Below are 12,474 nucleotides of genomic sequence, written 5' to 3'. Positions count from 1 at the left end.
ACGCAACCCATCACCGGAGAAACTTATGAAGTCGGGTGCTGCAAAATTGCGTCAATTGATGACGTCGGACATCCCGCCAGTAGTACCGCTCGTGCTTGATCCGATTAGCGCAAAACTCGCAGAGGCTAGTGGCTTTCAGGCGCTTTATCTAGGTGGCGGCGCATTGGGTTATCTGAAGACTGTAACCGAGGCCAACCTCACGGTCACGGAGATGGCTCAGGCGGCCCTTGACATCAGAGCGGCGTGCCCCCTGCCCCTAATCCTCGACGGCGCGTGCGGTTGGGGAGAGCCGATGCACATGCATCGCACGATCGCAATGGCCGAAGCAGCAGGCTTCGCGGCAATCGAGATCGAAGACCAGATATTCCCCAAGCGAGTTCATCACCACATTGGTATCGAACATGTCGTTCCCATTGAGTTGGCGACCCAGAAAATTGAACAGGCGGTTGCCGCTCGAAAAGATGAAGATTTCATCATTATCGCGCGCACCAATGCTTGCATTACCGATGATCTGGACGAAGCGCTGAGGCGAGCAGAGGCATATAAGCGCGCCGGCGCCGATATGCTCATCGTTATCCCTACGAACCCGGAGCAATACCGCGCGATCGGAGAAAGAATCGACGGGCCGCTGGTCTACATGACGCTCGAAGGGCTGGAGTCGATCGGGATGCCGCTCACCGACGTTGGCAGCCTCGGCTACAAACTCGTTATCGATGCAACCACGCCGTTTTATGCCCGCCAGAAGGTCTTGCGCCTTTGTTACGAGGCCATGGCCAAAGGTCTTCCGGATCCTACGCTTGGACGAGGCTACAAAGAAGAGCTCTCTCATGTCTTTGACGCCATTAATATCCAGCGACTGATTGATGTCGAGAAGAACACTGTCGAAAAGTAGCGGGTTGCGCCCGCAGGAACATTGCTCCCTCCGGACGGGAGAGAGCTGAGGGAAATCAAAGGGACACGAAATGGACGTCAATCTCAGGGGTAAGGTCGCAGTTATCACGGGAGGGACCACGGGAATCGGTTTCGCCACTGCAGAACTGTTCGCGTGCGAAGGCGCCAAAGTCGCGATCTGCAGCAGCACGCAAAAGAATGTGGACCAGGCGATCGCGGCGTTGACAGATAAAGGCTATGACGTCTATGGCCAGGCGGTCGACGTGTCGAATCGCGAGGAAATCCTTGGTTTCGCCGACCGGGTCGAAAACGTCTTCGGCGGTATCGACGTTTGGATCAGCAATGCCGGTACTTTCCTCAAAATGAAGCTGATCGACACCCCTGAGGACGAATGGCACAAGACCATGGACGTCAATCTGAAGTCTGTCTACTACGGCGGATTGATCGCCGCTGACAAACTCAAAAAACGTGGCGGTGGAGTGTTGATTAACGCGGCATCGTTCGGAGCGCTGATACCTGTTCTAGGCAGCGGAGCCTACGCTGCCTCTAAAGCAGCGGTGGTCAATATGACCGGTTCGCTCGCTGGTGAACTGGCGCCTTTCAACATCCGGGTCGTCGGCTTTATCCCCGGCCTCATCGAGACGCCGATGACAGCCGATTTCGTTGCGACCAAACGAGACTCGCTGGCAAGTCAGGTCGCGCTGAATCGACTGGGTACTCCCGACGAGGTCGCCAAAGTGTTGCTGTTTCTTGCCTCCGATTGCGCTTCCTACATCACTGGAACAAGTGTCGAAATTGCCGGCGGAAAATTCTGCGTGCAGAACCCTGCAAACGCATGGGCCTAAGCAGCAGTGCCAGCGAGCGCACTCATCGCGTACCTCAACGAGTCAGTAGGAGAAGATTTTGACGAGACTTACCGGCAAGATCGCGTTCGTGACCGGCGCAGGCGGCGGCATCGGTCGCGCTATTTGCGAGCGCTATTCGGCGGAAGGTGCACTGGTGGCTGCCGCTGACGTCGACCGTGACTTGGCGGAAGCGGCAATAGGGTCATCCAAAGCAGCAGGCCGCGCGATAGCTCTTCGTTGTGACGTAGGTGACAGCGACAGCGTACGCGAAGCTATTTCGCGCACGGTCGCCGCGTTTGGCGGCCTCAACGTGATCTGCAATGTCGCGGGTGGCTCAACGTCCCAAGACGGCCGCGTGACTGAAGCGCCGGAATCTGAATTCTGGCGTGCAATCAAGCTGGACCTATTCGGCACGTTTATATGCTGCAAACATGGCCTGCCTGAACTCATGAAGGCGGGGGGCGGCTCGGTGATCAATATGGCTTCGATGGTCGCTTTAATGGCCGTGCCCGAACGAGATTGCTACACGGCAGCCAAGGGAGGCGTCGTGGCACTTACGCGCTCGATGGCGGCAGGATATGCACGTCACGCGATCAGAGTGAATGCTATCGCGCCCGGCATTACACTCACCCCACGCGTGCAGGCTTATCTCGACGCCAACCCCGCATCGAACTCCTTAGCTGATCGGCACCTGCTTGGTTTGGTCGAAACGGTTGATATCGCTCACATGGCGGTCTATCTCGCTTCAGATGAATCACGTGTAGTCACCGGGCAAGTACTGGCGGTAGACAGTGGGGTCACGATCTGTTGAACGGCCGCACGCATCTTAAGACGAACCCGTGAATCCCGAGGTCCGCTTGCTGACAACGCATGTAAGCTCGGACAGAGTTGCCACGTCCCCGGTCCGCGCAATCATTCGTACACCCGTGCCAACGGAGCACTGAGCCAGGCGAGCGGGCGGGATACGCTCACCCGACCGACCGGCGCGACGTAAGTCCTCCGTCGACGGTAAAAATTGCGCCGGATGTGTATGTCGACTTATCGGACGCGAGGTAAACGAAGAGCTCGGCGATCTCGTCCACCGACGCTGCCCTACTCAACGGATAGTTCGCAAGCAGCTCTATGTAACGCGACGGATCTCCGTGCAAGCGCTGCGCATGCCCCGCAAGCACTCTCCGAACGCGGTCGGTATCGACCGGTCCCGGATTGACACCAATCACGCGAACATTATTATCCGCGAGGCTGCGGCCGCCCAGCGCGCGGGTGAAGGCCATCAACGCCGCATTGCCTGTCGTCCCCGCAATGTAGTTGAAGTCAAAGTTCTCGCCGCCACTGCCAATGTTGTTCAGGATCACCCCGCCCCCGCGCGCTTTCATCAAAGGATAAATTGCGCGAGTAAGGTTGATATAGCCGAACACCTTTAGCTCCCAGCCAGCTCGCCATTGTGCTTCGTCTACTTCCCATAGGTCTCCACCTGGTATGTTGCCTGCGTTATTGATCAGCACGTCGGCGTCTCGGCCAAATCCGGCGATCTGAGCGACGGCGCCAGGTGCCGTCATATCAACGGACAGTACCTCTGTGCTCACGCCGAACGCGGCGCCGGCGCGCTTTGAGATCGCATCTAGCTTGTCGGCCGAGCGCGCCACAAGGAGAAGATCACAGCCTTCTCGGGCGAACGACATCGCGAGTCCTTCGCCGATGCCTTGTGATGCGCCGGTAATCAAAACTTTCTTTGCCTTGAGGCCCAGATCCATGTCATTCCCTTCGAGACGTCTGCTGGCACCGAGCGATGCATCTAAGAAAAGTGCAGATCGAGTGATGTTCGAACTCCCACCCGCTGCCCATGGCGACCGCGTCATGCTCTTCTAATAATGCTTCGAGCTCTATGACAGTCGGCACATATGGTTTAGATCAATGCTGGACGGCGGGCGTGCGCGTCCAAGGGTTACTCCACCGCCTTCACCATGTCTTCGATCACCTTCTTCGCGTCGCCGAACACCATCATCGTCTTGTCCATGTAGAACAGGTCGTTGTCGAGACCGGCGTAACCTGCGGCCATCGAACGCTTGTTCACGATGACCGTACGCGCCTTGTACGCCTCGATGATCGGCATGCCCGCGATCGGTGACTTCGGATCGTTCTTCGCCGCCGGGTTCACCACGTCGTTCGCGCCGAGCACCAGCACCACGTCGACCTGGCCGAACTCGCCGTTGATATCGTCCATTTCATAGACCATGTCGTACGGCACTTCGGCTTCGGCGAGCAGCACGTTCATGTGCCCCGGCATCCGTCCGGCCACCGGGTGAATCGCGTACTTCACCTCGATGCCCTTCTCGACCAGCTTGTCGGTCAGCTCCTTCAACGCATGCTGCGCACGCGCGACGGCGAGACCATAACCCGGCACGATCACCACGGTTTCAGCATTGCCGAGCATGAACGAAGCATCATCGGCAGAACCGGATTTCACCGGACGCTGCTCCGCCGACCCACCTGCCGCAGCCGCCCCCGCCTCGTTGCCGAAGCCGCCGAGAATCACGTTGAAGAACGAGCGGTTCATCGCCCGGCACATGATGTACGACAGAATCGCACCGGACGAACCCACCAGCGAGCCCGCGATGATCAGCATCGGATTGTTCAGCGAGAAGCCGATACCCGCCGCCGCCCAGCCCGAGTACGAGTTGAGCATCGACACCACCACCGGCATGTCCGCCCCGCCGATCGGGATGATGATCAGCACCCCCAGCACGAACGCGATCACCGTCATGATGATGAACGGCAACCACGACTGCGTGAGAAAGAACAGGACGCCGAAGCCGAGCATCGCGAGCGCGAGCAGCAGGTTGATCAGATGCTGGCCGCCGTACACCACCGGCGCGCCCTGGAACAGCCGGAACTTGTACTTGCCCGAGAGCTTGCCGAACGCGATCACCGAACCGGAGAACGTGATCGCGCCGACGAACGTTCCGATGAACAGTTCGACCCGATTACCGTAAGGCAGGAAGCCCGGCGTCGTGTTCTCCGGATCGACGAGCCCGAACGCCGACGGCTCCGACACCACCGCATACGCGATACACACGGCAGCGAGACCGATCAGCGAGTGCATTGCCGCGACCAGTTCCGGCATCTTGGTCATCTCGACGCGCGCGGCGACGAACGCACCGATCGCCCCGCCGATCACCAGCGCGACCAGCAGCAAACCAAGCCCCAGCCCAAGATTCGAACCGAGCCCGTTAGCCTGTTTGACGATCAGCGCGATGGTCGTAACGATCGCAATCGCCATCCCGACCATGCCGAAGGTGTTGCCAATGCGCGCCGTCTTCGGATTCGACAGCCCCTTGAGCGCCTGAATGAAGCAGACCGACGCGACCAGATAAAGCAGCGTGACGACGTTCAGACTCATTACGCGTTCTCCTTGGCGGCTGCGGGGAGCTTCTTCGGCTCTTTCTTGCGGAACATCTCCAGCATTCGTCGTGTGACGAGAAAGCCGCCGAACACGTTCACTGCCGCCAGTGCGACCGCGAGCGTGCCGAAGAACTTGCCGGGGGTGCCCAAGGTCAGGCCCGCGGCGAGCATTGCGCCGACGATCACGATCGCCGAAATCGCGTTGGTCACGGCCATCAGTGGCGTGTGCAGCGCGGGCGTGACGTTCCAGACCACGTGGTAGCCGACGTAGATCGCCAGCACGAAGATGATCAGGTTGATGACGGTGTGGTTGATGACTTCCATCGCCGCTCTCCTTAAGCCTTGCGCGTGACTTCGCCGTCACGGGCCAGCAGCGTGGCCGCGACGATATCGTCCGCGAGATCGATGTTCAGGGCGCCTTCCTTCGTGATGATCAGCTTCAGGAAGTCGAGCAGGTTGCGTGCGTAGAGCGAGGACGCGTCGGCGGGCACCATCGAAGCGAGATTCGTATAGCCGACGATGGTCACGCCGTGTTTGATGACGACCTTGTCCGCTTCAGTGAGCGGGCAGTTGCCGCGGCGCTGGCCTTCGTACTCGGCACCGCGGCCCGCGGCGAGGTCGATCAGCACGGAGCCGGGTTTCATCGCCTGCACGGTTTCGACCGAGATCAGCGTCGGCGCGGCGCGGCCAGGGATCAGCGCAGTGGAAATCACCACGTCGGCCTGTTTGGCCCGCTCATGGACCAGCGCGGACTGGCGCGTGAGCCACGAAGGCGGCATCGGCCGCGCATAGCCGCCGACGCCCTGCGCGGCTTCGCGCTCCTCGTCGGTTTCGTAGGGCACGTCGAGAAACTTTGCGCCGAGCGATTCGATCTGCTCTTTCACCGCTGGACGTACGTCGGAGGCTTCGATCACCGCGCCCAAGCGCTTGGCGGTCGCGATCGCCTGCAAACCGGCCACGCCCGCGCCGAGAATCAGCACGCGCGCGGCTTTCACGGTGCCCGCTGCGGTCATCAGCATCGGCATAAAGCGCGGATAGAGCGTAGCGGCCAATAAAACCGCCTTGTACCCCGCGATGTTCGCCTGCGACGACAGCACGTCCAGGCTTTGCGCGCGCGTGGTTCTCGGCGCGGCTTCGAGCGCGAACGCGGTCACGCCCGCAGTCGCCAGCTTTGATGAGTTTTCGGTATTAAACGGATCGAGCATGCCGACCAGCGTCGCGCCGCGTTTAAGCAACGGCAACTCGGCATCGGTGGGCGACTGGACCTTCAGGACGAGTTCAGCGCCAAAAGCGGTCGCCGCGTCGACGATCTCCGCGCCGGCGGCCGTAAAGGCATCGTCTGGAAAGCTGGCGCCGGTCCCGGCGCCGCTCTGGATCGTGACCCGGTGGCCCTGGGTCACATACTTCTTGACCGTTTCGGGCGTCGCGGCGACGCGGGTTTCGTGCGCGCGCGTCTCGGCTGGCACTCCGATGTGCATAGTTATTCCCTGCATCTATTCTGTAGTCCGGATGGCGCTACCGGTGCGCACACAGCCCGTTCATAAACGTTATGTCCGTCAGGGTTCGGTGGCATCGAATTGTTTGGACTGTAGTACGGCCAACTCGGCGGACAAGGTCGCGCGGTCTGCTAACGAAGGAGCGATCGCAGGGCTTGGAAGACGTTGTGGTCGCGTGCGAAGTTTCTCGCGCGGGCGGGGAAAGGACCGGAGCGCGATCCTCCCCCCCAGTTTCCGTCAGAACTTGTGGCGAATTGCGAGACGAGTCACGAATTGATGGTTGTTCGACGAGTCACCCCCAATCGTAAAGTCCGCGACAGCAGGCGCGCCGGTCGATGATGTCCCGGTCGCCCTTTGATAGCCCGCTGCCAGATATACATCAGTGCGCTTCGACAGGATGTATTGGCCCATGATAGCCACCTGATTGTAGTGCTGGTTCCCGATGGTTTCGCCCTTCGTCGTCTGCACGCCCTTTCCGACAAGATAGTCGTATCCAATGCCCAATATCACGTCAGGTCGGTACGCGTAGGTCAATCCGATATCAGCGTTGTTGAAGCGCGCAGTCTGCCCCGCCAAGGTTCCGGTCATGTTCGCGTACTGAATATTGGAACCGGACGCAGCCAAGGTAACAGGGCCAATCTTATAGCTGGCGGCAATGACACCCACCTGATATGCCGATGCGCTCACATATCCCTTGTTGAGAGAGAAGGCGAGCAGCGACACTCCGTTGGCGTTTGACGTGAACCACCCCTGCCCCGCCGTCGCAGAAGTAGGATTCTTGAAATACTCGAACGCAGCAGCAATTGAGAACGGTCCCCCGGTATAGCCCATCCCTAGCGAGTAGCCGCTATTGCCGGTCACATTACCAGCCACGCCTCCGACCATATATTCCGCGCCATAGGAGAAGCCGTGATAGTTTGGGCTCATGTAGCGTATCGAGTTATTCGCCCGAATAGAATTAGCCGTGTTATCGATATCACCTGGGTGCGAGAATATGGATGTCGAGATCAATCCTGCGACAGACAGCGGCGACGGAAAGTAGACCACCATGTCCATTTGCCGACCGAATGTCAGGCTGCCGTAACTGTCACTGGCCAGCCCAACCCACGCCTGCCGTCCAAACGGCGTCCCACCCTGCGCGAACTGACCGTTGTTGATGTTAATTCCGGATTCGAGCGTGAAGATTGCACGCAGGCCGCCGCCAAGGTCTTCCTTCCCTGTTAAACCCCATCGGCTTCCGTTGATTCCGTTTATTGAGTCCAGATACACCCGTCTACCGCCGGCATTGTTGCTCTGGAACATGACTCCTTCGTCGAGAACCCCGTATAGAGTGACCGAGCTCTGTGCGTGCACGCCGGAAGCGAACACGGAAAGGGCCGCGCAGAATAGCAATTTTCGTTTCATCCTTGTCTCCTTGGTACGTCATACTAATTAATTATTGGACTTTTTATATTTCGCCTGACTCTTGCTGCCGCAATGGATGGCACGCAATCGCTATTGCAAATACTTGAAGCAATTCCGTAAGACGGCAGGCAATGAACGCTTCACCTCGGTATCGTCGGTTCTTCAACAACTAGCCGTTCTCTGCTCGCTGGCCAAAAGGATCCCAGATACCCTCGCTTTCATCTCGATTAACGAATGCTTGCCGTTGGCATCGCAAATTCCTGACCGTCCGGCTCATTGTAGGTGTGTCTCTGTCCCTCAAGTTTTGCTAATTCTGGCAAGCACCTTTGCTCACTTCTTGCTACGGCTTCGTGGTCGCATTGCGTAACAAAAGGTGGTCGCTTTCGCGGTTCAGTTCAGTCGCCCATCAATGCCAGAGATACTCCGGTGTCCTTAAGCACTGTAGGCGCTCGTGTCGGTGGAATACGGGTTTGTCCGCAGGTCTGCTGCATCGGCTCAATGTAGCGGCTTCCAGAACGCACCTTGACGCGAACCCGGATGGGCGCCCCCACGCGTCGCACCTTCGGCGATTCACCGCAACGCTTCAAGCAACTGACCCCTGCAATCGCGTCAACCAGAATTCCGGCCGTCGTGACACCCGGTGGCTGACTCGCGACATCACGTATGTCGAACGCCGGGGTCGCGCATTCGTCCCCCACCTTTGCATCATCAGCAAGGGTGCTTGCCGCCACGCCACGTAGGCACGGCCACACCCGAGTCCTAGAATCTTCAACATCAATTCGCAGCTATTCAGTCGAAGGATTTCCGGAACGGAAGGGATAAACAATGGAAGAATTGACAGCAAGCTGGACCCGTCCAGGCAGCGTCGCCGACGGAGATCATGTCGGAATCTGGTTGGCAGACTTTGAGGAGGCGTTGCGCGCAGGGGACGGAACCAATCTGGCGTCGCTGTTCGCCGACGAATGTCATTGGCGTGACCTGCTCGCCTTCACGTGGAGTATCAGCCCGCACGAGGGCACAGCGGCGATTGTGAACTGCTTGCTCGCGGTCCAACCCACAATTCAGGCCCAAAATTTCAGGGTGGCTGCGAACCGTACCCCGCCACGTGAGGTCAAGCGCGCAGGCGTGTCCGTCATCGAAGCGATATTTGAGTTTGAGACGATGCTTGGACGGGCACACGGCGTCGTTCGACTACTCGCCGCGCAACCGGACAAGGCATGGGTGCTGATGACCTCCCTCGATGAACTAAAGGGTCGTGAGGAGCCGATCAATGAGCGCCGCCCCGGTGGGTCCGCCTATTCGCGAAATTTCGGCGGTGAAAACTGGGCGGATCGGCGCGCCAAAGAGCAGGCGTTTGACGACCGCGAACCTGCAGTGCTGATCATCGGGGCCGGTCAGGCAGGGCTCAGCGTCGCGGCAAGGTTGAGGCGAATGGGGGTCGACGCTCTAGTTGTCGACAAGCTGGCGAAGGTTGGGGACGTTTGGCGAGAACGGTATCACTCGTTGGCGCTTCATAACCAGGTTGCGTTGAACCATATGGCTTATATGCCCTTCCCTCCGACTTGGCCAAAATATCTCCCCAAGGACATGCTCGGCAACTGGATGGAAACCTATGCGTGGGCTATGGAAATCAACGTATGGACCGGCACGACGTTTGTCGAGGGACGATATGACGAGGCCGCTGGCCATTGGAATGCGCAAATCCGTCGCGCCGATGGGTCCGCGCGTGTGTTGCACCCGCGGCACGTCGTTTTTGCAAACGGCGTTGTAGGCGCTCCCAAGAAAGCAAAAGCTCCCGGCCTTGAGGACTTCAAGGGCGAAGTCTTGCATACGCACGGCTACACCGAAGGTTCCCGTTGGCGTGGAAAAAACGCATTGGTTCTTGGTGCGGGCACAAGCGGCCACGACATCGCGCAAGATCTCTGCGAAAGCGGCGCAAACGTCAAGCTCATCCAGCGGGGTTCGATCACCGTGGCCAGCGTCGATGCCGCCGGCATCAACCACGGGCTCTACTACAACGAAGGACTGCCGCTTGAGGATTGCGATCTGATCGCCGCCTCCGGCACCTATCCGTTGCTCGTACGTGGCTACAAAATGAACGTCAAAAAGATGCAAGAAATTGACAAAGATCTGCTTGCGGGCCTTGAAGCCAGAGGAATGAAGCTGGACTTTGGCGAGGACGGCACGGGCCATCAGATGAAGCTGCGCCGGCGCTTCGGCGGCTATTACCTTAACTGCGGCGCCTCTGATCTGATCATCAACGGCCAGATCGGACTTCTGCAATACGAGGACTTCGAGCGCTTCGTGGCCGACGGCGCGTTGATGAAAGACGGTCGCGTTGAGAAGGCCGATCTTCTGGTCACCGCCACTGGGTACCAGAATCAACAGGAAGTGGTACGGGAAATCCTTGGCGAGGAAATTGCCGGCAAAGTTGGGCCGATCTGGGGCCTCGATGCCGATGGCGAACTTGCCAACATGTTCAAGCCGACTGCCCAGAAGGGACTGTGGTTCATCGGCGGCGGTTTCGCCCACGCGCGGATCTATTCGCACTATATGGCGCTGCAAATTACAGCGCGCGAAGCTGGTTTGATCGGTTGAGATCGCAACACGGAGTGTTTAATGCATGATCTGAGTGGAAAGGTGGCGTTCGTCACCGGTGCAGGTTCAGCTGGCGAAGGCTGGGGCAACGGCAAGGCAACGGCCGTGCTCCTCGCCCGTCAGGGCGCCAACGTCTACGGAGTGGACATCAGTGCGGAAGCTCTCGCCAGCACGAGCGCGATCATGGAGCAGGAGGGGCATAGCAATTGGGCCGCTCGCGCCTGCAACATGATGGTAAGCACGGCCGTGAAGGCAGCGGTCGACGACTGTCTTGCACGGTTCGGTCGCATTGACATCCTCGTCAACAATGTCGGTGGCAGCGCGCCAGGGGATCCGGTCACCATGACCGAGGAAGTTTGGGACACGCAGTTGGACCTGAACCTCAAGACAACATTCCTCGGCTGCAAGCACGTGCTGCCGGTCATGGAGCAACAGTTCGAGGCTGAGGGAAAAGGCGGCGCAATTGTCAATGTGTCCAGCATTGGATACATGAGTTTCCAGGTCGGAGGGCGTGTAAACGCTGCATATGCGGCCTCGAAAGCCGGTGTTGTAGCGTTCAGCCGTTCCACCGCGATTGCATATGTCAGGAAGGGCATCCGCGTTAATACAGTCATCCCCGGGGTCATGCACACACCCCTCGTCGAGCATCGGCTCGTCAGCCAACTAGGCTCCTCCGATGCCGCAGCGCTCGTGGCCAAACGAAATGCAAGTGTGCCAATTGGCCGAATGGGCGACGCGTGGGACGTGGCCAACGCTGTGCTCTTCCTCGCCAGTGATGAAGCACGCTACATCACTGCCACGCAGTTGGTCGTAGACGGTGGCATGACCGCTGCCCGGCCCGGAGCTTGAGGCACAGTCACTTTGGTTCAAACGACTAGACCGATGCGCACTTAAGCGCTTCGGCAAGCGCCGCATTGCTGGCGAAGCAAAGAATAGGAGACCCACATGAGCCGCCCAGTTATCATTTCTTGCGCCCTAACGGGCGGAGGCGACACGACCGCCCTGAGCCCGCATGTTCCAGTCACGCCTGAGCAGATCGCCAACGAGGCGTTGGCTGCTCGCGCCGCCGGCGCCTCAATCGTGCACATCCACGTGCGCGACCCGGAGACGGGAAAGCCTAGTCGCGAAACAGCCCTTTACGCAGAGGTTGTGCGCCGAATCCGCAACTCGGGCAGCGACGTGCTCATCAACCTGACGACCGGCGCTGGAGGCCGCTACATCCCTGACGACACCGATCCGAACCGCAATGCGATCGACGGGATGGCAAGCCCCGAAGATCGGATGGCACACGTCCTTGAGTTACGTCCCGATATCTGCAGCCTCGATATCGGGACAATGAATTTCAGCAAGTACGCGTTCCTCAACCTTCCGAATCACGTAGAGCGGATGGCAGCGGCAATTCGCGAGGCTGGCGTGAAACCAGAACTTGAGGTATTCGATCTCGGACACGCAGCGTTCGCGCGTCATCTGTGCGAGCGAGGTTTGTTTGCTGATCCTCCGTGGCTGCAGCTTTGTCTGGGCATCCCTTGGGGTGCCCCAGCAAGCACCGAGTCGATGCAAGCACTCAGGAATATGGTTCCCGAAGGCGGACAATGGAGCGCCTTCGGAATTTCACGTCATCAATTCCCCATGGCGGCGCAGGCGGTCCTCCTGGGCGGCCACGTGCGCGTGGGGCTGGAGGACAATCTCTATTTGAGCCGCGGCCAGCTCTCACCTGGCAATGCGCCGATGGTTGAACGAGCCGCGCGCATCATCGGCGAACTCGACGCAGAGGTGGCGACACCCGCACAGGCACGCGAAATCCTGCACATTGGCTGAGTGGTAAAAGCAGAGGAGCA

11 protein-coding genes are annotated in these 12,474 nt (G+C 59.1%); 6 read left to right on the top strand and 5 right to left on the bottom strand.

The window, feature by feature from the left end; translation table 11 throughout:
- Window positions 1-25: 25 nt before the first annotated feature.
- The 3 genes from PQR32_RS13500 to PQR32_RS13490 all read left to right on the top strand — a co-directional run bounded on the left by PQR32_RS13500 (window position 26) and on the right by PQR32_RS13490 (window position 2,547).
- A complete protein-coding gene (locus PQR32_RS13500) occupies window positions 26-892 on the top strand; it encodes an isocitrate lyase/PEP mutase family protein (RefSeq protein WP_408227096.1) in 867 nt (288 codons plus the stop codon).
- 70 nt (window positions 893-962) lie between these two features.
- A complete protein-coding gene (locus PQR32_RS13495) occupies window positions 963-1,736 on the top strand; it encodes an SDR family NAD(P)-dependent oxidoreductase (protein WP_408227093.1) in 774 nt (257 codons plus the stop codon).
- Window positions 1,737-1,794: 58 nt separating this feature from the next.
- The gene (locus tag PQR32_RS13490) at window positions 1,795-2,547 is read left to right on the top strand and encodes an SDR family NAD(P)-dependent oxidoreductase (RefSeq protein WP_408227090.1); all 753 of its coding nucleotides are present in this window, start codon (window positions 1,795-1,797) and stop codon (window positions 2,545-2,547) included.
- 157 nt (window positions 2,548-2,704) lie between these two features.
- Here the strand turns inward: PQR32_RS13490 and PQR32_RS13485 are convergent, their stop codons facing one another.
- From PQR32_RS13485 to PQR32_RS13465, 5 genes are all read right to left on the bottom strand, one after another.
- Window positions 2,705-3,490, bottom strand: a complete 786-nt coding sequence (locus tag PQR32_RS13485) for an SDR family oxidoreductase (protein ID WP_408227087.1) — start codon at window positions 3,488-3,490, stop codon at window positions 2,705-2,707.
- A gap of 191 nt (window positions 3,491-3,681) precedes the next feature.
- Window positions 3,682-5,136 carry an NAD(P)(+) transhydrogenase (Re/Si-specific) subunit beta gene (locus PQR32_RS13480; RefSeq protein ID WP_408227084.1) on the bottom strand — a complete coding sequence of 485 codons (1,455 nt, stop codon included), beginning with the start codon at window positions 5,134-5,136 and terminating at the stop codon, window positions 3,682-3,684.
- The gene (locus PQR32_RS13475) at window positions 5,136-5,462 is read right to left on the bottom strand and encodes an NAD(P) transhydrogenase subunit alpha part 2 (RefSeq protein WP_012431753.1); all 327 of its coding nucleotides are present in this window, start codon (window positions 5,460-5,462) and stop codon (window positions 5,136-5,138) included. The genes PQR32_RS13480 and PQR32_RS13475 overlap by 1 nt, the downstream gene beginning before the upstream one ends.
- Window positions 5,463-5,473: 11 nt before the next feature.
- The gene (locus tag PQR32_RS13470; protein WP_408227081.1) at window positions 5,474-6,616 is read right to left on the bottom strand and encodes a Re/Si-specific NAD(P)(+) transhydrogenase subunit alpha; all 1,143 of its coding nucleotides are present in this window, start codon (window positions 6,614-6,616) and stop codon (window positions 5,474-5,476) included.
- 255 nt (window positions 6,617-6,871) lie between these two features.
- A complete protein-coding gene (locus PQR32_RS13465; protein ID WP_408227078.1) occupies window positions 6,872-8,038 on the bottom strand; it encodes a porin in 1,167 nt (388 codons plus the stop codon).
- Between the two features lie 825 nt (window positions 8,039-8,863).
- On the opposite strand from PQR32_RS13465, the gene PQR32_RS13460 reads away from it, so the two are divergent.
- From PQR32_RS13460 to PQR32_RS13450, 3 genes are all read left to right on the top strand, one after another.
- Window positions 8,864-10,636, top strand: a complete 1,773-nt coding sequence (locus tag PQR32_RS13460; RefSeq protein ID WP_408227075.1) for an NAD(P)-binding domain-containing protein — start codon at window positions 8,864-8,866, stop codon at window positions 10,634-10,636.
- A 21-nt stretch (window positions 10,637-10,657) separates the two neighbouring features.
- A complete protein-coding gene (locus PQR32_RS13455; RefSeq protein WP_408227072.1) occupies window positions 10,658-11,485 on the top strand; it encodes an SDR family NAD(P)-dependent oxidoreductase in 828 nt (275 codons plus the stop codon).
- 96 nt (window positions 11,486-11,581) lie between these two features.
- Window positions 11,582-12,454 carry a beta-keto acid cleavage family enzyme gene (locus PQR32_RS13450; protein WP_408227069.1) on the top strand — a complete coding sequence of 291 codons (873 nt, stop codon included), beginning with the start codon at window positions 11,582-11,584 and terminating at the stop codon, window positions 12,452-12,454.
- The last annotated feature ends 20 nt before the right edge of the window (window positions 12,455-12,474 follow it).

Origin of the sequence: Paraburkholderia dipogonis (assembly GCF_046027395.1) — a bacterium.
Classification (GTDB): domain Bacteria; phylum Pseudomonadota; class Gammaproteobacteria; order Burkholderiales; family Burkholderiaceae; genus Paraburkholderia; species Paraburkholderia dipogonis_A.
The sequence above is the reverse complement of the archived record's forward strand: the minus strand, read 5'-3'. Positions and strand labels throughout refer to the sequence as shown.